The 24,203-nt window shown below is 69.6% G+C and carries 18 protein-coding genes; 12 read left to right on the top strand and 6 right to left on the bottom strand.

Annotated features, from left to right (window positions below; genetic code table 11):
• The first annotated feature begins 6 nt into the window (after window positions 1-6).
• From ACMGRF_RS18950 to ACMGRF_RS18935, 4 genes are read left to right on the top strand one after another with little or no spacing between them, the layout of a single operon-like run.
• On the top strand, window positions 7-903 hold the full coding sequence (locus ACMGRF_RS18950; RefSeq protein ID WP_414485478.1) for a DUF58 domain-containing protein: 897 nt from the start codon (window positions 7-9) through the stop codon (window positions 901-903).
• Window positions 900-2,021, top strand: a complete 1,122-nt coding sequence (locus ACMGRF_RS18945) for a BatA domain-containing protein (RefSeq protein ID WP_099488182.1) — start codon at window positions 900-902, stop codon at window positions 2,019-2,021. Before ACMGRF_RS18950 ends, ACMGRF_RS18945 begins: the two co-directional genes overlap by 4 nt.
• Complete coding sequence (locus ACMGRF_RS18940; RefSeq protein ID WP_414485477.1) at window positions 2,018-4,186, top strand: hypothetical protein; 2,169 nt, start codon at window positions 2,018-2,020, stop codon at window positions 4,184-4,186. The genes ACMGRF_RS18945 and ACMGRF_RS18940 overlap by 4 nt, the downstream gene beginning before the upstream one ends.
• Complete coding sequence (locus ACMGRF_RS18935) at window positions 4,183-5,991, top strand: hypothetical protein (RefSeq protein WP_414485476.1); 1,809 nt, start codon at window positions 4,183-4,185, stop codon at window positions 5,989-5,991. The genes ACMGRF_RS18940 and ACMGRF_RS18935 overlap by 4 nt, the downstream gene beginning before the upstream one ends.
• A gap of 99 nt (window positions 5,992-6,090) precedes the next feature.
• Here ACMGRF_RS18935 and ACMGRF_RS18930 read toward each other — a convergent pair whose 3' ends face one another.
• A complete protein-coding gene (locus ACMGRF_RS18930; protein ID WP_414485475.1) occupies window positions 6,091-6,765 on the bottom strand; it encodes a hypothetical protein in 675 nt (224 codons plus the stop codon).
• Window positions 6,766-6,805: 40 nt separating this feature from the next.
• The gene (locus ACMGRF_RS18925) at window positions 6,806-7,324 is read right to left on the bottom strand and encodes a hypothetical protein (protein ID WP_099582631.1); all 519 of its coding nucleotides are present in this window, start codon (window positions 7,322-7,324) and stop codon (window positions 6,806-6,808) included.
• A 239-nt stretch (window positions 7,325-7,563) separates the two neighbouring features.
• Between ACMGRF_RS18925 and ACMGRF_RS18920 the strand changes: the two genes are divergently transcribed.
• From ACMGRF_RS18920 to ACMGRF_RS18905, 4 genes are all read left to right on the top strand, one after another.
• Entirely contained in the window at window positions 7,564-8,664 is a 1,101-nt protein-coding gene (locus ACMGRF_RS18920) for a hypothetical protein (protein ID WP_414485474.1), read from the top strand.
• 93 nt (window positions 8,665-8,757) lie between these two features.
• Entirely contained in the window at window positions 8,758-11,247 is a 2,490-nt protein-coding gene (locus tag ACMGRF_RS18915; protein WP_049438727.1) for a DEAD/DEAH box helicase, read from the top strand.
• Entirely contained in the window at window positions 11,184-12,272 is a 1,089-nt protein-coding gene (locus ACMGRF_RS18910; protein WP_414485926.1) for a ribonuclease H-like domain-containing protein, read from the top strand. The genes ACMGRF_RS18915 and ACMGRF_RS18910 overlap by 64 nt, the downstream gene beginning before the upstream one ends.
• Before the next feature lie 78 nt (window positions 12,273-12,350).
• Window positions 12,351-12,671 carry an I78 family peptidase inhibitor gene (locus ACMGRF_RS18905; protein ID WP_049416109.1) on the top strand — a complete coding sequence of 107 codons (321 nt, stop codon included), beginning with the start codon at window positions 12,351-12,353 and terminating at the stop codon, window positions 12,669-12,671.
• A 66-nt stretch (window positions 12,672-12,737) separates the two neighbouring features.
• Here ACMGRF_RS18905 and ACMGRF_RS18900 read toward each other — a convergent pair whose 3' ends face one another.
• Window positions 12,738-14,729, bottom strand: coding sequence for a M56 family metallopeptidase (locus ACMGRF_RS18900; protein ID WP_111191403.1), 1,992 nt, complete (start codon window positions 14,727-14,729; stop codon window positions 12,738-12,740).
• A 3-nt stretch (window positions 14,730-14,732) separates the two neighbouring features.
• Complete coding sequence (locus tag ACMGRF_RS18895; protein ID WP_049416106.1) at window positions 14,733-15,119, bottom strand: BlaI/MecI/CopY family transcriptional regulator; 387 nt, start codon at window positions 15,117-15,119, stop codon at window positions 14,733-14,735.
• A 189-nt stretch (window positions 15,120-15,308) separates the two neighbouring features.
• On the opposite strand from ACMGRF_RS18895, the gene ACMGRF_RS18890 reads away from it, so the two are divergent.
• Window positions 15,309-16,376, top strand: a complete 1,068-nt coding sequence (locus ACMGRF_RS18890; protein ID WP_111191416.1) for a serine hydrolase domain-containing protein — start codon at window positions 15,309-15,311, stop codon at window positions 16,374-16,376.
• A gap of 39 nt (window positions 16,377-16,415) precedes the next feature.
• Here the strand turns inward: ACMGRF_RS18890 and ACMGRF_RS18885 are convergent, their stop codons facing one another.
• Entirely contained in the window at window positions 16,416-17,522 is a 1,107-nt protein-coding gene (locus ACMGRF_RS18885) for an SDR family oxidoreductase (protein WP_414485473.1), read from the bottom strand.
• Between the two features lie 196 nt (window positions 17,523-17,718).
• Here ACMGRF_RS18885 and ACMGRF_RS18880 point away from each other — a divergent pair, with 196 nt between their 5' ends.
• Window positions 17,719-18,027, top strand: coding sequence for a hypothetical protein (locus ACMGRF_RS18880; RefSeq protein WP_005421049.1), 309 nt, complete (start codon window positions 17,719-17,721; stop codon window positions 18,025-18,027).
• Here ACMGRF_RS18880 and ACMGRF_RS18875 read toward each other — a convergent pair.
• Entirely contained in the window at window positions 18,015-19,073 is a 1,059-nt protein-coding gene (locus ACMGRF_RS18875; RefSeq protein ID WP_049416098.1) for a DNA topoisomerase IB, read from the bottom strand. The genes ACMGRF_RS18880 and ACMGRF_RS18875 overlap by 13 nt on opposite strands.
• 111 nt (window positions 19,074-19,184) lie before the next feature.
• Here ACMGRF_RS18875 and ACMGRF_RS18870 point away from each other — a divergent pair, with 111 nt between their 5' ends.
• Together ACMGRF_RS18870 and gltB are read left to right on the top strand one after the other, a co-directional pair.
• The gene (locus ACMGRF_RS18870; RefSeq protein WP_049416095.1) at window positions 19,185-19,574 is read left to right on the top strand and encodes an I78 family peptidase inhibitor; all 390 of its coding nucleotides are present in this window, start codon (window positions 19,185-19,187) and stop codon (window positions 19,572-19,574) included.
• Window positions 19,575-19,748: 174 nt separating this feature from the next.
• The gene (gene gltB, locus ACMGRF_RS18865; RefSeq protein WP_180879491.1) at window positions 19,749-24,203 is read left to right on the top strand and encodes a glutamate synthase large subunit; all 4,455 of its coding nucleotides are present in this window, start codon (window positions 19,749-19,751) and stop codon (window positions 24,201-24,203) included.

Below are 24,203 nucleotides of genomic sequence, written 5' to 3'. Positions count from 1 at the left end.
CCACACGTGAACGCAGCTGCCGCCCTGACGTTGCCGCCGGAACTGCGTGCGCGCCTGCGCCTGCTGCAGCTGCGGCCACGCCTGGCCAGCGGCGCCAGTGGCATCGGCCAGCACGCCAGCCGCAGCCGCGGTGCCGGCCTCGAATTCGCCCAGTACCGTGCCTACGAACCAGGCGATGAGCTGCGCCAGATCGACTGGAAGCTGTACGCGCGTTCGGACCGCTTCTTCGTGCGCGAATCCGAACGCGAAAGCCCGATCACGGTCTGGCTGCTGCTCGATGCCACCGCCTCGGCCGGCCAGGCCGATCGCGCGGCACCGCAGCGCACGCGCCTGGATCACATGCGCGGCGTGGCCGCCTGCCTGGTGGAACTGGCCCTGCAGCAGGGCGACCGTTTCGGCCTGCTGGCGATCAATGGCGATGGACTGCAGTTGGTGCCGGCAGCGAACGGCGCACGCCAGCGTGACCGCGTGCATCTGCAGCTGCATGCCCTGCAGGCACGCGGCGCCTGGCCTGCGGCTGATCGACTGCGCCCGCTGTGGGAGCGCGTGCGCCCGGGCGACCTGCTGCTGGCGATTGGTGATGGCTTCGACGCGGCCTGCATCGTGCTGCTGGAGCAACTGGCCAGCGCACGCCGTGAAGTGGCACTGCTGCAGATCCTGACCGCCGACGAGCGCGACTTCCCGTTCGACGCAGGCCATCGCTTCCGCGATCCGGAGACCGGCGAGGAACTGCTGAGCGATGGCGCGGCGATCCGCACCGACTACCTGCAGCGCTTCGCTGACGCACGCAACGCATTGCGGTCGCGCCTGCAGGCCAGTGGCATCGCCAGTGCCACCGGCTGGCTCGACCAGCCGCTGGACCAGGCACTGCAGGCGCTGTTCGGCCGTGGGGGCGGTGCATGACCCTGCTGTTCCCGTTGGGCCTGGCCGCGCTCGCTGCAGGCTTGCTGCCGCTGCTGATCCACCTGGCCCGGCGCCATCCGTACATGCCGCTGGATTTCGCCGCGCTGCGCTGGCTGCGCGCACAGATCCGTCCGCGCCAGCGCATCCGCTTCGATGACGGGCCGTTGCTGCTGATGCGCCTGTTGCTGCTGGCTGCATTGGCCTTGCTGCTGGCACGCCCTGCATTGACCGGCCCCGCTCCCATCCCCACCGCGTGGACGGTAGTGGCTCCCGGATTGGACGCCGCCGCACTGCGCGGGAGCGCCGAAGCGGGCAACTGGCACTGGCTGGCACCCGGCTTCCCCGCTATCGATCACGCACCACCTGCGTCCAGCACATCGCTGCCCAGCCTGCTGCGCGAGCTGGACGCACAGCTGCCCACGGGCACCGCGTTGACCGTGCACGTTCCCGATCCCCTGCCCGGTCTGGACGGCGCCCGCCTGCAGCTGTCGCGCGAAGTGCAGTGGCGGCCGCAACCGGTACCGGCCACTCCGCAACCGAGTGCCGCGACGGTGCCGCGCCTGCGCGTGCACAGCGGCGCGCCGGCCGCCGCCCAGCACTGGGTGAACGCACTGCAGCGCGCGTGGGGCATGCCGGCGCCGCTCTCTCCTCTGTCGGCCGGTGCCCTGCCCGAACGCGGCGAGATCGGCGTATGGAGCCGCAGCGATGCACTGCCGGCAAGCTGGCAGGCATGGCTGCGCGACGGCGGTCGTGCAGTGAGCGCCGGCAAGCCTGCTGGCGACGCCAGCATCCTGCTGCGCAACGCCGACGGCACGCCACTGCTGTGGCAGCAGCGCATCGGCCACGGTGTCCTGCTGTCACTGCCCGGCGACTGGGATGCCTCAGGCAACGCTGCGCTGCGCGACCCGCAGTTGCCGCGTGCCCTGCTGCTGGCGCTGCAACCGCCAGCGTCACCGCGCCGCGGCGATGCACAGGACCAGGCACCACGCCGGGCCGCCCTGCCCGCCATAGCGCCTCCAGCGCGTGAGCCAACCATGTGGTTGCTGCTGGCCATCGTGCTGCTGTTCGCACTGGAGCGCTGGATGGCCAGCAGTCGCCGGCGCAGGGTGGCCACATGAACACCCTGCAGCACGCCTGGCAGCGCGCACGCCGTCGCCGTGCACTCACCACCCTGCTGCTGGGCCTGCCGTGGGTGCTGGCCGCGACGACGCTGGCGCTGCGCCTGGTGGGCTTCGATATCGCCTGCGTGGTCGGCACGGTCAGCCTGCTCGCCTGCGCAGCGCTCGCCACGGCACGTGCCCGCCAGCTGGACCCGCAATGGTTGCAGCGCCACCTCGATGCCAGTGGTGCCAGCGAGGACAGTGCCGACCTGCTGTTCGCCGATGCCGCCACGCTCAATCCGCTGCAGCACCGCCAGCGCGCGCATGTGCTGGCGACGCTGGAGCGCGGGACACCGGACCTGCGTCCGCGCTGGCCGCGCAAGGCGTTGGCCCTGAGCTGGGTCGCAGGCCTGGCGATCACTGCGCTGGCATTCGGCTGGCCACGTTCCGGCCCCGGCTCCGCGCCGGCCCGCACATCGGCGCCTGTCAGCACGGCTGCCGCCGGCCCGCTGCACCTTCAGTCCACCCGCCTGCGGATCGACGCACCGGCCTATACCGGCCAGGCCACGCGCACCCAGAACACGCTGGATGCCAAGGTCGCCGCCGACAGCCGGCTGTCGTGGTCGTTGCGCTTCAATCGCGCGCCGGACAAGGCATGGCTTCAGTTCCACGACGGCCGCCGGCTGCCGCTGAGCGAGCAGGATGGGCAGTGGCTGGCGCAGGATGTGGCGCGCGTGCCTGTGCTGTACCGCGTGGTGAGCGAACCTGCACTGGCCCAAACCCGCCTGCATCGCCTGGATGTGGTCGCTGATCGTGCGCCCAGCGTGCGCGTGCTGGAGCCCGCCACCAGCCTGGTGCTGGGCACGCCCGGGCAGCGCCAGTGGTCGCTGCGGTTCGAAGCCAGCGATGACTACGCCGTGGCCACGCAGGCAACGCTGTCGATCACCATTACCCAGGGCAGCGGCGAGAACATCACCTTCGCTCGCCGCAGTGTCGGCCTCACCGGTAGCGGCGAAGCGACTGCACGGCGATTCGCGCACACCCTCGACCTGGCTGCGCTGGGCGCGCAGCCCGGCAGCGATGTCATCGCCCAGCTGGAGGTGCGCGACAACCATGCGCCGACGCCGCAGGCCGGGCGCAGCAGCAGTGTGATCCTGCGCCTGCCCAGCGCCGAAGTCGCGCTCGGTGCTGAGCTGGAAGGCCGCATCAAGAAGACGCTGCCGGCCTACTTCCGCAGCCAGCGGCAGATCATCATCGATGCCGAGGCGCTGATCCGGCAGCGGCGCAGCCTCGCCGCCGAGGACTTCGTGAAGCGCAGCGATGCGATCGGTGTCGACCAGCGCATCCTGCGTCTGCGCTACGGCCAGTTCCTGGGTGAGGAAAGCGAAGGCGCACCGAAGCCGCCGCCGACCAGCGACCTGCCCACCAGCGATGCGCCAGCTGCAGGCAACCGCGACGACGAGCACGAGCACGACCATGGCGTCGAGGCCGGAGCACACGATGAGCATGGCCACGATCACGGCGGCAAAGCGTCCAATGCCGATGCCCCACCGGTGTTCGGCAGCGCCACCGATGTGCTCTCCGAATACGGTCATACCCATGACCATGCCGAGGCCGCGACCCTGCTCGACCCGCAGACCCGGGCCACGCTGAAGGCCGCGCTGGACCAGATGTGGTCGGCCGAAGGCGAGCTGCGCCAGGGCCGTCCGGAGCAGGCACTGCCGTTCGCCTACAAGGCACTGGGGTTCATCAAGCAGGTGCAGCAGGCCGAACGCATCTATCTGGCGCGGGTGGGGCCGGAGCTGCCGCCGATCGATGAAGGCCGTCGGCTGGGCGGCGATCGCACCGGACTGGCCAGTCGCGAACTGCCGCTGGCCGCACGCACGCCGCCCGACCCGGCCATCATCGAAGCCTGGCAGCGCCTCGGTGATGACACCAGCGCGCCCGACCTCGACGCACTCGCTGCCTGGCAGCAGCGCAATGCCGCCTACCTGCCCGATGCGCTGGATCTGGCTGCCGCCATCGAGCAGCTGCGCATCGAGCCCGGTTGCCGCGACTGCCGCCAGCGCCTGCGCGCTCAGTTGTGGCGGGCGCTGCAGCGTCCACTGCCGCAGGCGATGCGGCGCAGTGCCGCCGATGCGATGGGCCAGCGCTACCTGGACGCGCTGGAGGCGCAGCCATGAACCCGTCCGGCCTGAACCTGTGGATCGCCCTGGCACTCGTTGTGATCGTGGCGATCGCCAGCGTTCGCCAGTCGCGCGGCAATACCGCGCACCGTGGCCGCCGCTGGGGGGTGATCGGGCTGCAGGTCATGGTCGCCACGCTGCTGTATTTCTGCCTGGTGCCGCCCACCCGCCAGCAACCCGCAGCCGGGCTGGTTGTGCTGGGAATCGATGCCGGCAAGGCCGGCGCGTTCCCGGCCAGCGCAGGTCCGCTGTGGCTGTTGCCGGAAGCTGCCGATGTGCCCGGCGCAAAGCGCGTACCCGACCTGGCCACCGCGCTGCGGCAGCATCCGGCCTCCACGCTCACCCTGGTCGGTGCCGGCCTGGTCGCACGCGATCGCGATGCGGTACTGCCACGCGACGTACGTTGGCAGCCGGCGGCACCGCCGCGCGGCTGGGTCGCCTTGCAGCCACCGGCCGACAGTGCGCCCGGCGCACGCTTCGAGGTATGGGCGCAGGCGCGCGGCGTTGCCAGGGCAAAGGCGGAACTGCTCGACCCCGCCGGCAGCGTGGTCGATCGCGCGGAGGTGGCCGACGACGGCCGCGTGCAGCTCAGTGGCATCGCCCGGGCCGAAGGCCGCAGCGTGTTCCAGCTGCGCCTGCTCGATGCCGACGGCCATGTGGTGGACAGCGTGCCGGTGCCGCAGCAGACCCTGCCGGCGGCGCCGCTGCGCCTGCAGGTGCGTGCCAGCGCGCCGGGTCCCGAACTGAAGTACCTGCGCCGCTGGGCAGCCGATGCCGGCATCCGCGTGCAGGTGCAGGCCGATACCGGTGCCGGCCTGAGCGTCGGCGACGGCGCCTTGCCGCTGGACGCGGCGTCGCTGGCGCGCAGCGATCTGCTGTTGCTGGACGAGCGCAGCCTGGCGGCATTGAATGCCGCCCAGCTGGCCGCTGTGCGGCAGGCGCTGCGCGAGGGACTGGGCGTGCTGGTACGCAGTGCGGGCGCCCCTTCGGCCAGCGCGCGCCAGCGCCTGCACGATCTGGGCCTGCCGCTGCGGGGTGATGGCAGCAGCCAGGTCCTCGAACTTCCCGGTGACGGCGAGAGCGCGGTCCTCGCCGCACGACGTGGCCCGCTCGCCGCGGGTACGCTGCCGACCGGCTACAGCGAAGAGGCAGACCGCAGTTCGCACGACGCCGCGCTGCCCACACTGGAAGCACTGGCGCTGCAGGTACCTGGCAGCAACGCGCTGCTGCATGATCGCACCGGCAAGGCTGTCGGCGGCTGGCGCGCTGCCGGCAAAGGCCGCATCGGCCTGCTGCCCATCACCGACAGCTGGCGCTGGGTGCTGGCCGGCCGCGATGACCGCCACGGCGAACTGTGGAGCGGCGTGGTTGCCACGCTGGCGCGGGCGCAGGGCAGCGGTGAGGCGCTGTGGTCGCCACAGCCGATCAGCTGGGCGGGCGAACGGCAGGCGCTGTGCGGCGTGCAGGCGCCGCTGCAGGCCTTCAACGCACGCGGCGAAGGCACGCCGCTGATCGTCGATGGCGCGACGTCAGACCTGCGTTGCGCGGGCTGGTGGCCGCGCGAGGCCGGCTGGCAGCGCCTGCAGCACGGTGACGCTGCCGTCTGGCGCTATGCATTCGACCCGAAGGACGCGCCCGCGCTGCATCGGCAGGCAATGATCGATGCAACCACGCGAGCGCTGGCGGGCCGCTCCCCGGCAACCGCGTCGGTGATGCAACCCGTGCCGGGATCGCGCTGGCCGTGGTGGCTGGCGTTCGTGCTGTGCGCATCGCTGCTGTGGTGGTTGGAGCGGCGGCGCTGACCGCGACGATGGGATCGCGGGCGGCATCCACGCATGGCGCGGATCTACTGGCCGGTTGCCCTGATGAACGCCAACCTTGGCGGGCGTCTTTCGGCGGGGTCAACGCGTTCCCGCGCGCCGGTACACGCCATTGAAGCGCACGTTCATGCCACCGCATTCGCTGTTGTCGGCCACGATCAGCACCTCACCCAGCGAGTGCACACGCACCCGGCACGTGTCCTCGGCGAACTCGACATCGGCACCCTGCGGTATGGCACGCGCTTCCACCTGGCCCAGGTTCGGCCCATACGGGCGCTGTTCCGGCGTGGGGTTGGCCGAGGGCCAGTAAGCGTCGCCATCCACATGCAGTTGTCCACCCTGCACGGTGATGCGCAGGCCGTTGTCGCCATCCTTCCAGTGGCCCGTCCAGTCCTGCAGCGTGGGCACGGCCACCGGCAACGGTTGCAGCCTGCTGCGGTCGACCCAGCCGGCGCTGCCGCCCACCTTGTTCGGGAAGAACGCGCAGCGGTAACGGCCCAGGTCGCGACCGGTCACCACCGTATCGCCGTTGACCACATAGCTGCGCTGGCGGCAAGCCGGTTCGCCCTTGGCGGGGCAGCCATCCATGTCGCCGAGCAGGTACAGGCGCGGGGCGTCGACCACGCGCGCCAGCGCGAACCCGCTCTGCTGGGAGGGGAATGCGCCGTTGCGGCAGGCGCCGCCATCGGCGATATCGGACGCGAAGGCGGAGGCCGGCAGCAACGCGGCCAGCAGGCAGAATGAACGCAGGGACATGACAGCATTACCGGTGGGGGAGCCCGCAGGATATACCGGCCTACTTTACTGGCGCTGTGTCGCCGGCATCCTGCTCCTGTGAGAACCGCAGCGCGCGCTGCTGCTGTTCGGCACTGAACTCTGGCGGTGGCCGCGCCACGGCCGCCTGGATCTGGTCCGGCCCGCCGGTAAGTTTGTTGATGCCTTTGGCTGCCGCCAGCACACCCTTGACCACGCCCATCATGATGTAGCCACCGCCCATGCTGACCTGCTCCGGCGATGGCGGTTCGCTCCAGTCGCGGCTGAAGCGGTTATCGCCGAACTTCACCGGGTTCTTGAAGCGGTACAGGTCCAGCGGCTCGTCATCGGGCTTGAGCGCACGCACTTCGCCGAGGGTGGTGACGTTGTCCTGCGGCAAGGTGGTGGAGATCGGTGCGGTGGGGGCGGGCGGCGCATCTGCAGGGGGAACGGGTGCAGGATCGGGCACCGCCACCGGCGCGGCCTGCTGCGCCTGTGCGATGCCGGCCAGCAGCATGCCGGCCAGGAGTGCTCCCTGCGTTCCACGTCGTGCCACAGCCATCCACCCTGTTGGTTGCGTCCAGCGCCCAAGCATACGGATGCCGGCTTCAGATTTCGTTGGCAACGGCGGGGGCATTCAGGCTGTGTCGCGCATCATCGCTGCGCGGCCGGGACACCGAAGTTTGCAATGAACTTCATTCCCCCCGGGGGGCGGGGACGGCATCCTGCCGTTCTCCCGGTACGGCGCTCCCTCATGACAGCTCCCTCCACAATCCCGCCACGGCAGCCGGTCGCCTGCTGATGTCGCGCGCAGCAGTACTGGTTGGTTTGGCAATCGTGCCCCTGATGGTCATCGCGGCCGTTGCCGAATGGACATCACGTGTCCACGCAGGCATGGCTTCGCTGCGCCGGAGCAGCACGCTGCGTACGCTGGGCGCGGACGAACACAGGGCACTGGCACCGTTGCGCGCATTGGCCGGCTGCGACCATGACGACCAGATAAAGCGGCTGCGTGGAGCATTCACCGGCGGTGCGTGCCGGAACAGCTTCCCGGTCGGTGAAGGCCTGCTGGGTGGCGTTCCCGCACTGGTGCCAAAGCAGGCGTGGCCCTACCTCGCGGAAGACAATGAAGCCGAAGTGGTGTTGGGCAAACGCGCGGCCGTGGTGGTATGTCTCAACGGCTTCACTATCGCTGCTGCACGGCCGGATGCAGCCACCAGCCGCGTCTGTGGCGAGCGCCTGGAGACGCCCGAAGAAGTTTCAATGCGACGGGGACCCGGCCTGCGCCCTTCCCCGCTGGTGATTGCCGCACTGGCGTCATGGGCGGCCGCTGGCGCCCCAGGGCTGCTGGCCATGCCGTTGCTCGCCATCGCCGGGCTGGCGGCCTGGCTGGCACTCCCTCGCCGCAACAGCCCCGCGACGGCTCAGCGCGTACTGCAGGTTCGCGGACGCCTGCGCGCTTACCAGCGCATTGCCCAGACTTCGCGGGTGTGGTTGCTCGGCAATGACCGCCGTGTGCAGCTTCCAGCGGAATGGGAGCACGCTGCGGCATTCTCCCGCGGACGCTCGATGGTGCTGGAAGTGCGCGCCTGTGATGGATGGGTGCTGGGCGCAGGAACGGCATGGTGCCTGGCCAGCGACCGACGGCGCTATCCGCCCACAGGAGGGTCGTGGCATCTGGCATGGCTGGGCCTGCTCCTGTGCGTGCTCGTGTTCGGCGCTGGCGGAATGCCGCCGCCCCGTCCGGATCCTGCATGGGCGGCTGCCTATGGCTGGGGGGTGCTCGCAGTGCTTGCATCGGGCTGGCACGCGGTGCAGGTCGTGGTCTGCACCGTGCAGTTCCTGCTCCGCCGCCGCGCGTTTGACGCAAACATCGCGCAGCGTCCCGACCCGTGGCACTGAACGGTTCACGCGTTCCCATGCTGGTGTCTCACATCCTGAGACATGGATGTGGTGCCATGTGACCCCTCGCAATCCGTCCCGGCTCCATCTTCCATGGCTTACGAACTCGCCAAGCGCACCGCCGATGCCGAGCAGAAGCTCGCCACCCGCGATGGCCTGCCCGCCCGCGACGGCGCCCTGCTCAGCGCGCGCCTGCAGCGCCGCTACCAGGACCGCATCACCGGCAGCTTTGCCATTCCCGGCCGCGAAGGCCGCTATGCGCCCATTCCCGATTCGGTTCCGCCTGCCCTGGCCGCCGCGCTGAAGGCACGTGGCATCGAGCAGCTCTACAGCCACCAGGCCGAAGCCTGGGAGGCCAGCCAGCGCGGCGAGCACGTGGCCATCGTCACCCCCACCGCCAGCGGCAAGTCGCTGTGCTACACGCTGCCGGTGGTCAGCGCGGCCATGCAGGACAAGGCCAAGGCGCTGTACCTGTTCCCGACCAAGGCGCTGGCCCAGGACCAGGTGGCCGAGTTGCTGGAACTCAATCGTGCCGGCGACCTCGGCGTCAAGGCCTTCACCTTCGACGGCGACACCCCCGGCGATGCGCGGCAGGCGATCCGCCTGCATGGCGACATCGTGGTGTCCAACCCGGACATGCTGCACCAGGCGATCCTGCCGCATCACACCAAGTGGGCGCAGTTCTTCGAGAACCTGCGCTACATCGTCATCGACGAAGTACACACCTACCGCGGCGTGTTCGGCAGCCACGTCACCAACGTGCTGCGCCGGCTCAAGCGCATCTGCGCGTTCTACGGCGTGCAACCGCAGTTCATCCTGTGCTCGGCCACCATCGGCAACCCGCAGGCGCATGCCGAGGCGTTGATCGAGGCACCGGTCAGCGCCGTCACCGAATCCGGCGCGCCCACCGGGCCGAAGCAGGTGCTGCTGTGGAACCCGCCGGTGATCAACCCCGACCTGGGCCTGCGTGCCTCGGCGCGCTCGCAGAGCAACCGCATCGCCCGCATCGCGATCAAGTCCGGGCTGAAGACCCTGGTGTTCGCGCAGACCCGGTTGATGGTCGAAGTGCTGACCAAGTACCTGAAGGACATCTTCGACCACGACCCGCGCAAGCCGCCGCGCATCCGCGCCTACCGCGGCGGTTATCTGCCCACCGAACGCCGCGAGACCGAGCGTGCGATGCGCGCCGGCAACATCGACGGCATCGTCAGCACCTCGGCGCTGGAGCTGGGCGTGGATATCGGCAGCCTGGACGTGGTCATCCTCAATGGCTACCCCGGCAGCGTGGCCGCCACCTGGCAGCGTTTCGGCCGTGCCGGTCGCCGCCAGCAGCCCGCGCTGGGGGTGATGGTGGCCAGTTCGCAGCCGCTGGACCAGTACGTGGTGCGGCATCCGGACTTCTTCGCCGAAGCCTCGCCCGAACATGCGCGCATTGCGCCAGACCAGCCGCTGATCCTGTTCGACCACATTCGCTGCGCGGCCTTTGAACTGCCGTTCCGGGTCGGCGATGGCTTCGGCCCGATCGATCCGGAAGTGTTTCTGGAAGCGCTGGCCGAAACCGAAGTCATCCACCGCGAAGGCGAACGCTGGGAATGGATCGCCGACAGCTATCCGGCCAACGCGGTCAGCCTGCGCGCGGTGGCCGACGGCAACTTCGTGGTGGTCGACCGCAGCGACGGCCGCCAGCAGATCATCGCCGAGGTCGATTATTCCGCCGCCGCACTCACCCTGTACGAAGGCGCCATCCACATGGTGCAGTCCACGCCCTACCAGGTGGAGACGCTCGACTGGGAGGGCCGCAAGGCCTACGTCACCCGCACGCATGTGGATTACTACACCGACAGCATCGACTTCACCAGGCTCAAGGTGCTGGACCGCTTCGATGGTAGCGTGGCCGGGCGCGGTGATTCGCACCATGGCGAAGTGCACGTGGTGCGGCGCGTGGCCGGCTACAAGAAGATCCGCTACTACACCCACGAAAACATCGGCTACGGCCCGGTGAACCTGCCCGACCAGGAACTGCACACCACCGCAGTGTGGTGGCAGCTGCCGCAGGCACTGCTGCTGCGCGCGTTCGCCAGCAGGCAGGATGCGCTCGATGGCTTCCTCGGTGCGGCGTATGCGCTGCACATCGTCGCCACCGTGGCGGTGATGGCCGATGCGCGCGACCTGCAGAAGTCGGTCGGCAACGGCGATGGTTCCTGGTTTGCGATCGCCGACCAGAGCGGCCGTGGCCAGTTGCGCGGCAGCGAGGGTGATCCTGGCGTTGTCGAACTGCTGCAGGAATTCGTGCCCACTGTGTATCTGTATGACAACTTCCCCGGTGGCGTCGGCCTCAGCGAGCCGTTGTGGCAACGCCAGGCGGAGCTGGTGCAGCGCGCGCGTGAACTGGTGCAGCGGTGCGACTGCAAGGCCGGTTGCCCGGCCTGTGTCGGCCCGGTGCTGGCCGCACAGGAAGAGGACGAAACCTCGCCGCGTGCGCTGGCGCTGCGTGTGCTGGACCTGTTCGATGCCGAGGCCTGCCGGCACGTCCCCGACGTGGTGGTGACCGCGCGCGACCCGATGGAGCTGCTGGCCCCGTGAGCCTGAGCCTGGACAAGCTGCGCCTGCTGCGGAAGCAGGCCGGCGACCCGAAAGCAGTCACGCCGGTGGCGCCCGAGCCGCCCCCTCCGGCGCCGGCCCCGGTAGCCGCCAACGATGCGCGGCAACCACCGGCCGAGCGTTCGGTGTTCGCCTGGGTCGAGCAGGAGATCCGCCACAAGCCCACGGGTGCTGCAGCGGCCACATCGGCACCTACGCCGGCCCCACTTCGGCGGCCGGAAGTGGGCAGCCTGCATCGCCTGCTCGGCCTGCGCACGCGGAGCGGCGCCACGCCGGCACGTGCCAGCGCGCAGGATCGCCAGCTGCCGGGCGAGGAGATCGCGCCGGGTCTGTTCCTGATCGAATCGCTGCAACCTCAGCCGATCCCAACCGCGCCGCTGTCGCTGGCCTTCGCCAAGCGCGAAGACCAGCACGTGGCTGCACGCGATCTGCTGTTCTTCGACACCGAGACCACCGGGCTGGCCGGCGGCACCGGCACCCGTGCCTTCATGATCGGCGCAGCCGACTGGCATGTGTGCCCGCAGCGTGGCGAGGGCCTGCGCATCCGCCAGTTGCTGATGGCCACCATGGCCGCCGAGGACGCGATGCTGGCCACCTTTGCCCGCTGGCTGCAACCGTCCACCGTGTTCTGCAGCTACAACGGCCGCAGCTACGATGCGCCGCTGCTGAAGGCGCGCTACCGGCTGGCCCGGCAGCCGGATCCGATCACCGCACTGGACCATGTCGACCTGCTCTACCCCACGCGCCGTCGCTATCGCGGCAGCTGGGAGAACTGCAAGCTGTCCACCATCGAACGCCAGCTGCTGCGCGTGGTGCGCGAGGACGACCTGCCCGGCTCGGAAGCACCCGGTGCATGGCTGCGCTTCCTGCGCGGCGGCGATGCGGTGAACCTGCGCCGGGTGGCCGACCACAACCACCAGGACGTGGTGACCCTTGCCCTGCTGCTGCAGCGGCTGGTGCGCGAGGAACAGCGCGAGCGCGAGACGCTGGCGCTGATCGGGCACTAATGACACGGGGCCGCGTTGACATGCCCTGACGGCGGTTGCGGTGACACTGCCGCCACCATCCACGCCTGGAGCCCGACGATGCGCCTCAATCCGCTTGCCCTGCTTGCCATCCTGCCACTGGCCGCCTGCAGCCACGCCGGCAGCAGCACCGCCCTCGATGCCGCGCCAGCGCCAGCACCCGTGGCCGACGCCGCGCACGAATGCAAGCCGGAGGCGCTCGAGGCCTTCACCGGCAAGACGGCTGACGAAGCCACCATCAAGAAGCTGGTGGCCGCCAGCGGCGCGCGCGGTGCACGGGTGGTCAAGCCGGGCATGGCGGTGACCATGGACTTCCGCCAGGACCGCGTGACCGTGCAGGTGGATGCGCAGAACCGCATCGAACGCGCCAGCTGCGGTTGATCGGCCCAGGGCAGTGCCGGCCGCTGGCCGGCACCCCACATTGCCAGCCAGCGGCCGGCACTACCGTCAGAGTCGCTCGGCCTTGCCACTGGCCAGGGCGCGTGCGATCACCTGCTGCGCCTGCTGCGATGCCTGCGCATGCACGCGTGCCTGGCGCTCGCCCAACGCGGCCTGCTGGCTGCCCAGCGCTGCCTGGCGGCTGGCCAGTTCGGACTGCTGGCTGGCCAGGCGCTGCATGTCGCGGGTGTGGCTGGCCCGCGCGGTTTCGTTGTCCACGTCCCGCATCGCACGACGTGCCTGTGCGGCGGCCTCACGTGCAGCCTCGCGGGCAACGGCCGCATCGTGGGTCGCGCCCCGCGCCGCCTTTGCCGCTTCCGCCGCCGCCTCGCGGTTGATGTCATGCGCGGCCATCGCACTGCGCGCGGCCTCGGCGGCGATCAGTGCGATGCGGCGCGATTCCTCGCCCTGCAGGCGGCCCATTTCACCCATCTGCCTGCCGAGTTCGCCCTGCTGGCGACCCAGCACGCTTTGCTGGCGGCCCAGTTCGCTCTGCTGGCGGCCCAGCTCTACGGCACCGCTGTAGGCACGCTGCAGGGTCTGGATCAGCATCGGGTCACGCACCACGTAGCGCCTGTCGCCCTGGCGGAACCACAACGCCGGGCCTTTGCCGAGCTGCCTGCGGGCCACCGTCACGTCATCCATGCCGCCGTTGGCGAAGGTCGAATCACCATCAACCAGAACGAAGGCCTCCCGGGGCGACCTGCCCAGGTCGAGGCGACCGTAGGTGGTGATGGAGGTGGCGGCCGACGTCGCGCCTTCATCGTCTTCGGCCATGCCCGTGGCATCGTCGACTTCGGCCACATCGGCATCGTCGGGCCCGGTCGCGTCAGCGGGTTCGGCCGGCGCGGCCGGTGCTGCAGGCGCGGCCGGGGCCGCCGGCACGCCCGCGGCGGAGGGCGGTGCGGCCGGAGCCTTGGGAGCCTTCGGCGGTGGTGGCGCCACGACCTTGGGTGCCGCCGGTGGCGCGGGCGGTGCCGGCGGTACCGGCGCAGCGACCAGCCGCATCGGCGCCACACCCACCAGTACCACGGCCGCCGTCAACGCCATCGCCAGGATGCGGGGGCAGGCACGGCGTGGCTGCAACGAGAGCAGGCGACGCTTGAGGCTGGTGGCATCCGGCGCGGCACTGGCCACGCCCAGGTGCGGCTGCGGTGCCACCCCCAGCTGCAGCAACAGTCGGCCATAGGCCTGGCGGCTGGCAGCGTGCTGGCCCACCACCGCTGCGTCCACCGCTTCTTCGCGCGCTTGTGCATATTCACGCACCGACAGGCGCAGCAGCGGATGGAAGAAGAACAGGTGCTGGGCCAGCGCAGGCAGCAGGCCCCACTGCAGGTCCCGCCGCTGCAGGTGCTGCAGTTCGTGGGTCAGGGCCAGGTCCAGCGCGTCGCCCTGCAGGGCATTGTCGCCAGCCGGCAACAGCAGCACCGGGCGGAACGGACCGACCAGCTGCGGTGCGTCCACCTGCGTGCTCATCCACAACCGCGGCGCAGGCCGCACACCATGTGCATCGGAAGCCAGCTGCAGGGCCTGCACCAGCGCCTGGTCCTCGCAGGGATAGGCCGCAGCCAGCAGTGCGCGGCAGCGGCGCCACTCACCGAAGGTGCGCAGCGCCATCAGCAGCACGCCGGATGCCCACAGCGCAGCCAGTGCAACGGCCCACCACGCCACTGCCGGCACGTCCGGCGCCGGCATCGGCATTGCGGCCAACAACTGTGCCGAGGCCTCCGGGGCCAGCGGGTAGACCATGTCGGCGGCCACATCGGTCGCGCTCATCGCCACCGCCTGCGGGGCAGGCAGCCAGGCCAACTGCAGCGGCTGGCTCCAGAACAGGCCGAGCACGGCCTGCAGCGAGACCAGCCACCACAGGCGGCAGCGGGTCGCCGCCGGCAGCGACGGCAGCGCGCGGCACAGGCCGTACACCAGGGCCACCAGCAGCACGGTCTGCAGGCTCGTCCAGCCCAACCGTTCCAGCATCGGGATCAGCATCGTGGTGTCCATGGCTCAGCCCTCGTGGCGACGCGATTGGAGTTGGGCGACCAGCGCTTCCAGCTCGGCCAGCTCGTTGTCGCTGACCTGCTGCCGCTGCGACAGATAGGCCACGAACGGCGACACCGAGCCCTGCAGGGTGTTGTCGACGAACTGGGCCACGGCGCCCTGCAGCACGCTCTGCGGGCCACGGGTGGCTTGGTAGCGGTAGACGCCGTCCTGCTGCCGGCGCTGCAGATACCCCTTCGCCCGCAGCCGCTCCATCATCGTCAGCACGGTGGAACGGGCCAGGCCACGGACCTCTCCGTAGCCACTGGCGACCTCGCCGACGCTGGCCGGCGCATGTTCATCGATGTACTGCAGAAGGGCCAGTTCCTGGTCCCCGATGGTCTTGCCGCGCATGACACCACTCCCTTGACTACACGTGTCGTCAGTGTCAGCTTGACGACAGCTGTAGTCAACCCCCCGGAAGTCATGGGCCGACGAACGGTAGGGGCGCCGAGCTCTTAAACCTTTGGCGCGGCGTCCGCATCCGATCCGCAACGCCCGCTGGAATTCCGCATGTTCCGTCCAACGCTCCGAGTCGTGCTCATGCTCATCAGTGCCCTGCCCTTCACCGCCGTCTCTGCCAGCCAGGACCAGGCCAATGACCAGACCCGCCGCCTGATCCGCCAGATCATGCTGGAGCAGCGCATCCCCGGGCTGCAGGTCGCGGTGGTCAAGGACGGGCAGATCGTGCTGTCCGAAGCCTACGGCCTGGCCAACGTCGAGAACGGCGTGCTTGCCTCGCGCCACACCCGCTTCCCGCTCAACTCGGCCACCAAGGCATTCACCGGCGTGGCGGCTGCGCAGTTGGCGCAGGAGGGACGACTTGATCTGGACGCGCCGGCCTCGCGTTACCTGGATGATCTTCCACCAGCGTGGAGAGACGTGCGCGTGCACCAGTTGCTGGCGCATACCTCAGGCCTTCCGGACATCCTTGATGCGAACGGACTGCTGGGCGGTGGCTCCGAAGCACAGGCATGGGCGGCGGTGACGACCCGGCCACTCGAAGCGGCGCCCGGGCAGCGCTTCGCCTACAACCAGACCAACTATGTACTGCTGGCACGGATCATCGCGAAGCAATCCGGTATGTCCTACGAACGTTTCCTGGCCACGCGCCAGTTCAGCAGCGCGCGCATGGCCCGCACCACCTTCGGCGACAGCTACGACCTGATTCCGGACGCGGCAACGATGTACAGCCTGGCCCCGCGTGCCACCGATGCTGCGGATGCACCGTCCCGCCTGTCGCACTGGTTCTACGACATACCGCCTTCGCTCTGGGCCGGTGGCGGCATCCTCACCACCGCCGACGACGCCGCGCGCTGGCTGGCCGCGCTGACCGAAGGCCGCCTGCTGCCGGAAACGGCCCTGCGGCGGATGTGGAGCGCAGAGCGCCTCGCTGATGGCCGTGCCGGCCCGTGGGCGGGTGGCTGGGCGGTACTACGCGCATCGCCCGACCTTCAGGTGGCCGGTATCGGCGGTGCGCGCTCGGCCTTCGTGGTCTATCCCGAGCGCGGCGTGGCGGTCGTGGTGCTGACCAATCTTGTCGGTGCCAATCCGCAGCAGTTCATTCCGCGCATTGCCGATCTTTATGCGCCTGCGGTGACCGTGCCCTGAGGCTGCAGGCCAGCGGCCGGCACTACCGGCAGTGCTTGTTCACCCACGCGGTCCACCCATCACCGGCAGGATCACCCCACTGATGTAACTGGCACAGGCCGGAGAGGCCAGGAACACATACGCCGGTGACAGCTCTTCAGGCTGTGCAGGCCGGCCCATGTCGCTGTCCTTGCCGAACTCCGCCACGTCTTCGGCCTGCTTGTCGGCGGGGTTCAGCGGCGTCCATACCGGCCCCGGCGCCACGCAGTTCACGCGGATGCCGCGCGGCAGCAGCTGGCTGGCCAGCGCCTTGGTGAATGCATGGATCGCGCCCTTGGTGGCGGAATAGTCGATCAGCGCCTTGCTGCCGAAGATGCCCGTTTCCGAACCGGTGTTGATGATGCTCGCGCCCTCGCCCAGATATGGCAGTACCGCACGCGCCATCTGGATGTAGCCGCCGATGTTGGTCTGCAGCGTTTCCTGCAGGTGCGCGTCTTCCAGATCTTCCAGGCGCTCGCAGTGCAGCTGGAACGCGGCGTTGTTGACCAGGATATCGATGCCGCCGAACGCCTTGGCCACCTGCTTGACGGCCTTGTTGCAGAAGCGCGGATCGCGCACATCGCCAGCGATTACCACGCAGCGGCCGCCTTCGCGTTCCACGTGCTGGCGGGTGATGTCCGCGTCTTCGGGCTCGTCCAGGTGCAGTACCGCCACATCCGCACCTTCGCGCGCGAACAACACTGCCACCGCACGGCCAATGCCGGAGTCGCCACCGGTGACGATCGCACGCATGCCCTGCAGCTTGCCGCTGCCCGCGTAGTCGGGCGCAAGGAAACGGGGCGCCAGCTCCAGTTCGTGCTCGTGTCCGGGCTTGGCCAGCTGCTGCGCCGGCATCGCCTCCGGCTGCCGGCGTGCGCCGGCCTGGGTCGCGGTCTTCTTCGTTGCCTTCTTGGCCGCGCGGGCGTCCTTGGCCTTCTCCTGGTCCTGCAGGCGCCGCTGCCGTGCAGCGACGCGTGCCGCCCGTGGATCACTGGCGGCTGCCTTGCGGGTTGCGGTCTTCACCACGCGCGGGCGATCAGGGTCGGCGACCGCCTTGGTCGAGGTGCTGCCTTTACGCACTTTCGGCGATGCCTTACGGCGGGCGGGGGTCTTCCTGGTGGTGGCCATGCAGGTCTCCTCGGGAGGGAAAGGGGCTGCCGGCCAGCGGCCGGCACTACCGGGGGGCGGCCCATGCCGCTCCTGCAGTGTCTCCACCCACGCTGTTGGCGGCGGTGAGCGCGCCGTGTCCACGATGTGCACGGCATTCATTCCGCCACCACGTCTGACGTCGCACCCTGCACGCAATCACACAAGGAGTGCCTCCATGAAACATGCCATCGCCACCGCCGCCGCCTGCTTTGCCCTTGCCGCCTGCAGCAGCACGCCGATGGCCCAGGTGCAGCCGATCGACGGCGTGATTTCCGGCCAGTGCCACAGCGACAGGGTGCGCGGCGCGGTGGGCCTGGCCGCCTCGGACGCCACCGTGGCCCGCGCACGCGTGGACAGTGACAGCCTGCACGTACGGGTACTGCGCCATGACGGCCCGCGGGTGCCGCCGGCCAGCGAAGGCGGCGACCGCCTGACCATCGAGAAGGGCCGGACCAACAACATCGTTGCGATCTACTGCGGCTGACGACTGCGACTGAGCCGCCGCGCCCGGCGCAGCACTTTCAGTGTGGCCTGCTCCCACTGCCGCGGGCCGCGCAGGCCAGCCAGCGAGGCCAGCTCACCGCGCTCCCAGCCGGCAAACACGCACGGGTCGATGTAGGCCTTGCGGCACACGGCCGGCGTGTTGCCCAGCCGTGCCGCCACTTGGCATACCACTTCGCGCTGCGCCTTGGCCAGCGCGCGCTGGCTGGCCGGTTCCGGCAGTTCGGTGGCGGCGAATGCCTGTACCGCCGCCAGCGTGCCGCCCCAGGTGCGGAAGTCCTTGGCGGTGAAGTCTTCGCCCATCACCTCGCGCAGGTAGTCGTTCACTGCGCCGGAATCCACCGGCTGCAGCGCGCCTTCGTCGTCGCGGTACTGGAACAGCGCCTGCCCGGGCAGCTGCTGGATGCCGCGCACCAACGTGCCCAGCCGCCGATCGCCCACCACCACCTCGTGCAACTGCCCGGATTTGCCCCGGAAGCGCATGCGCACGCGGCCACCGCGCAGCAGGTCCAGGTGGCGGTTGCGCAGCGTTGTCAGCCCGTAGGATTTGTTTTCCTGTGCATAGCTTTCGTTGCCCACCCGCACCAGGGTGTCGGCCAGCAGGGCCACCACCACCGCCAGCACCTTGTCGCGCGGGAAGCCGGGCTGCTTCAGATCACGCGACAGCCGCCGCCGCAACGTGGGCAACGCCTCGCCAAAGGCGATGATGCGGTCGAACTTGCCGGCATCGCGTTCCTTCGCCCAATCGGCATGGTAGCGATACTGCTTGCGTCCACGCGCATCGCGGCCGGTGGCCTGCAGGTGGCCGTTGGCGTGGGCGCAGATCCACACGGCGGTATACGCAGGTGGAATCGCCAGCGCACGGATGCGCTGCAGGGTGGCGGCATCGCGAACCGCGTGGCCATCGGCATCGCGGTAACTGAAGCCCTTGCCGGCGCGGCGCCGGCTGATGCCGGGCTGGGTGTCATCGACATAGCGCAGGCCGGCCGCGCGCGCGGCCTGTCGTTCGGGGGTAGAGGAGGTTGGCATGACCGCAGTGTCGCCGTCGCGATGCCGCGAGCCTGTCGATAACAGAAGACAAACACGTGAGGGTCGGTTCGCCGCTATGCTCGGGCTTTCACAATCCCTTCCGGAGTCATGATGTCGTTCCCGATTCGCGCCCGTTCGCTCTCCGCCCTGCTGCTGCCGGCCGTGCTGGCCCTGACCGCCTGCCAGGCTCCGGCGCTGGATGAACAGGATTCGGCCACGGCCCATGCCCAGCAGGCGGCCGAAGCCGCCAAGGCGCCGGCCGACGAAACCGGCAAGGCCACCGAGGCACCGCCGGTCGGCACCTGCGATGCCAGCCAGGTGCAGAGCCTGGTCGGCCAGGCCTACGCCGACGCGCTGGGCAAGCAGGCGCAGGAAGATGCCGGTGCCAACCAGCTGCGCGTCATGAAGCCCAATGACGTAGCCACCATGGAGTTCCTCGGCGACCGCCTGAACATCGAAGTGGACGACAAGGGCCTGGTCAGCGGCGTGCGCTGCGGCTGAGGCCGACCCCGCGCCGGCACGGGGTTGCCGGCGCGTTCTGTTGCACCTGCAACCGTGTATTGCGGCGCTGCAGCAACCTGTGATCTAGTCGAGGCATCCGGTGGCCTCACGATGCGCTCCAGGGAATGAGCGGGGACGAGTGTCGCCGCCAACCCTATACGCATCGAGGTAGAGATGGCCCCCCGCAACCGCCAAGGGCTTTACGACCCGCGCTCCGAGCGCGATGCCTGTGGATTTGGCATGGTCGCCCAGCTCGACGATCAACCTTCGCGCCTGTTGGTTGATACCGCCATCGCCGCGCTTTCGCGCATGACCCACCGTGGCGGCGTCGCCGCCGATGGCCTGACCGGCGATGGCTGTGGCCTGCTGCTGCGCCGCCCCGATTCATTCCTGAAACTGCTGGCCAGCGAAGCCGGCATCACCACCACCGCGCGCTTCGCTGCCGGCCTGGTGTTCCTGCCGCACGACACCGAGGCCGCCGACGCCTGCCGCACCCAGCTGCAGGCGCAGGTCGAAGCGGTCGGCTGCAAGGTCGCCGGCTGGCGCGAGGTACCGACCGACGACAGCGTCTGCGGCCAGCTGGCGCGCGATACCCTGCCGCGCATCGAGCAGGTGTTCGTCGACGCCGGCGTCGGCCAGGATGATGCCGGCTTCGCGCTGGCGCTGTTCCTGGCCCGCCGCCGCAGCGAACAGCAGCTGCGCGACCATGCCGACTTCTACGTCACCACCCTCACGCCGGATGCGATCAGCTACAAGGGCATGGTGCTGCCGGACAAGCTCAGCCGCTTCTTCCCGGACCTGCAACGCCGCGAACTGGCCTCCAGCGCGATCGTGTTCCACCAGCGCTTCTCCACCAACACGCTGCCGCGCTGGCCGCTGGCCCACCCGTTCCGCATGCTCGCCCACAACGGCGAGATCAACACCATCGAAGGCAACCGTCGCTGGGCGCAGGCGCGCAGCAAGGTGTGGAAGACGCCGCGCTTCGACATCGCCGAGTTCGATCCGGTGATCTCCATGCACGGTTCGGACTCGCAGAGCCTGGACAACATGCTGGAGCTGATGGTCGCCGGTGGCATGGAGCTGATCCAGGCGCTGCGCATCCTGGTGCCGCCGGCCACCCAGTCGCTGGAGTTCAAGGACCCCGACCTGGCCGCGTTCTACGAATTCCACGGCCTCAACAGCGAGCCGTGGGACGGCCCGGCCGGCATCGTCGCCTGCGACAGCCGCTACGCGGTGTGCACGCTGGACCGCAACGGCCTGCGCCCGGCGCGCTGGATGCTGACCGCCGACCGCCACTTCCTCGTCGCCTCCGAAGCCGGCGTGTGGGAAGTGCCGACCGAGCGCGTGGTGCGCAAGGGCAAGCTCGGCCCCGGCGAAATGGTGGCCATCGACCTCAAGCGCGGCGACCTGCTCGATTCGGACGCGGTGGACCGCATCAACCGCGGCCGCGCGCCGTACAAGCAGTGGCTGCAGCAGGGCGTCACCTACCTGCAGACCGAACTGATCGACCCGTCGCTGGTGGAAGAGCCGTTCGACGAAGCCACCCTGCGCAGCTACCACAAGCTCTACCAGCTCAGCAGCGAGGAAGTGGAACAGGTGCTGCGGCCGCTGGCCGAGACCGAGCAGGAAGCCACCGGCTCGATGGGCGACGACACACCGATGGCGGTGCTGAGCCAGCGCAGCCGTCCGCTGTACGACTATTTCCGCCAGGCCTTCGCGCAGGTCACCAACCCACCGATCGATCCGCTGCGCGAAGACTGCGCGATGTCGCTGTCCACCCAGCTTGGCAAGGAGACCAACATCTTCCATGCCGGCCCGGAGACGGTGAACCACGTCATCCTCAATTCGCCGGTGCTCAGCCAGCGCAAGCTGCGCCAGTTGCTGAAGATGGACCAGTACGTGCAGGCCAACCGCCTGCTCGACCTGTCCTACAGCGAAGACGAGGGCCTGCGTGCCGGCATCGAGCGCATCTGTGCCGAGGCCGAACAGGCCGCGCGCGAGGGCATGGTGATGCTGCTGCTGTCCGACCGCTACCCGGTGGCCGGTCGGCCGATGGTGCATGCCCTGCTTGCCACCAGCGCCATCCACCACCACCTCTCGCGGCTGGGCCTGCGCTGCGACGTGAATCTCATCGTCGAGACCGGTACCGCGCGCGACCCACACCACATGGCCTGCCTGCTCGGCTTCGGTGCCACCGCGGTGTATCCGTACCTGGCCTATCAGACCCTGTTCGACCTGGGTCGACGCGGCATCCTCAAGCTCAGCAAGGGCGGCGAGCAGTCGCAGATCGGCCGCCGCTACCGCAAGGGCATCTACAAGGGCCTGTCGAAGATCATCTCGAAGATGGGCATCTGTACGGTGGCCAGCTATCGCGGCGCGCAGCTGTTCGAGATCATCGGCCTGGAACCCGAGGTTGTGGACATGTGCTTCCCGGACACCGCTTCGCGCATCGGCGGCGCCGGCTTCGCCCGCCTGGATGCCGACGCGCGCGAGCTGTGCGCGCAGGCGTGGGATGCGCAGCAGGGCGTGGATGTGGGCGGCCTGCTGAAGTACGTGCACGGCGGCGAGTACCACATGTACAACCCCGACGTGGTCACCACCCTGCAGCGCGCCGCGCGCAGCGGTGACCCGCGTGCGTGGCAGCAGTACTGCGATGCGGTGCACGCGCGCCCGCCATCGGCGCTGCGCGACCTGCTGGAACTGGTGCCGGCCGCTACGCCGGTGCCGCTGGACGAGGTCGCCCCGGCCAGCGCCCTGTTCCCGCGCTTCGATACCGCCGCCATCAGCCTGGGCGCGCTGTCGCCGGAAGCGCACGAGGCGCTGGCCATTGCCATGAACCGCCTCGGCGGCCGCAGCAATTCCGGCGAAGGCGGCGAAGATCCCGCACGCTATGGCACCGCGAAGCGCAGCAAGATCAAGCAGGTGGCCTCGGGCCGCTTCGGCGTCACCGCCGAATACCTGGTCAATGCCGAAGTGCTGCAGATCAAGGTCGCGCAAGGCGCCAAGCCCGGTGAGGGCGGCCAGCTGCCGGGGCACAAGGTCAACGAGCTGATCGCACGCCTGCGTTATGCGCGTCCGGGCATCGGCCTGATCTCGCCGCCACCGCACCACGACATCTATTCGATCGAAGACCTGGCCCAGCTGATCTACGACCTCAAGCAGGTCAACCCGACCGCGCTGGTGTCGGTGAAGCTGGTCAGCCATGCCGGCGTCGGCACGATTGCCGCAGGCGTGGTCAAGGCCGGTGCGGACCTGATCACCATCTCCGGCCATGACGGCGGCACCGGTGCGTCGCCGGTCAGCTCGATCCGCTATGCCGGCGTGCCGTGGGAACTGGGCGTAGCCGAAGCGCACCAGGCGCTGCTGGCCAACGACCTGCGCGGGCGCACCCTGCTGCAGACCGATGGCGGCCTGAAGACCGGCCTGGATGTGGTCAAGGCCGCGCTGCTGGGGGCGGACAGCTTCGGCTTCGGCACCGCGCCGATGATCGTGCTGGGCTGCAAGTACCTGCGCATCTGCCACCTCAACAACTGCGCCACCGGCGTGGCCACCCAGGACGAGCGCCTGCGCGAGAACCACTTCACCGGCCAGCCCGAACGCGTGGAGAACTTCTTCCGGCTGCTGGCCGAGGAAGTGCGCGGCTGGCTGTCGTACCTGGGCGCGCGTTCGCTGGAAGAGATCGTCGGCCGCACCGACCTGCTGCGGCAGATCGAGGCCGCGCCGCGCGACGGCGTGCGCGTGGACCTGTCGCGGCTGCTGGCCGACAGCCGCTACGAAGGCAGCCACTGCGCCGCGCAGCGCCTGTACGAATCGCCGGACAGCCTGGCCACGCAGATGGATGGGCTGCTGGCCCCGGCCATCGAGCACAAGCGCGGCGGCGAGCACCGCTTCCTGATCCACAACACCGACCGCAGCATCGGCACCCGCCTGGCGGGCGCGGTGGCGCGCGCGCACGGCAACCAGGGCATGGCCGAGGCACCGCTGGAACTGCGCTTCCGCGGCAGTGCCGGGCAGAGCTTCGGCGCCTTCAACGTCGGCGGCCTGCACCTGGAAGTGGAAGGCGAAGCCAACGACTACGTCGGCAAGGGCATGGCCGGCGGCCGGCTGGTGGTGCGTCCGCCGCGTGGCGCCCGCTTCGAGGCACGCAGCACCGCCATCATCGGCAACACCTGCCTGTATGGCGCTACCGGTGGCGAGCTGTTCGCCGCGGGCCGCGCCGGCGAGCGTTTCGCGGTGCGCAATTCGGGCGCGCTGGCAGTGGTGGAAGGTGCCGGTGACCACTGCTGCGAGTACATGACCGATGGCGTGGTGCTGGTGCTGGGCAAGGTCGGGCTGAACTTCGGCGCCGGGTTCACCGGTGGCCTGGCCTACGTGCTGGACGTGGATCGCGATTTCGTCGACCGCTACAACCACGAGCTGATCGACATCCATCGCGTCTCCGCCGAAGGCTTCGAGAACTACCGCCAGCACCTGCACCGCCTGATCGGCCGCCACCGCGAGCTGACCGGCAGCATCTGGGCGCAGCAGATCCTGGACGAGTTCCGCGATTACATCGGCAAGTTCTGGCTGGTCAAACCGAAGGCCGCCAGCATCGAGTCGCTGACCGAAACCCTGCGCCGCGCCGCATAA

The organism is Stenotrophomonas sp. EMP41 (assembly GCF_047495535.1).
Taxonomy (GTDB): Bacteria; Pseudomonadota; Gammaproteobacteria; order Xanthomonadales; family Xanthomonadaceae; genus Stenotrophomonas; species Stenotrophomonas sepilia.
This window is presented reverse-complemented; position numbering and strand designations above follow the sequence as displayed.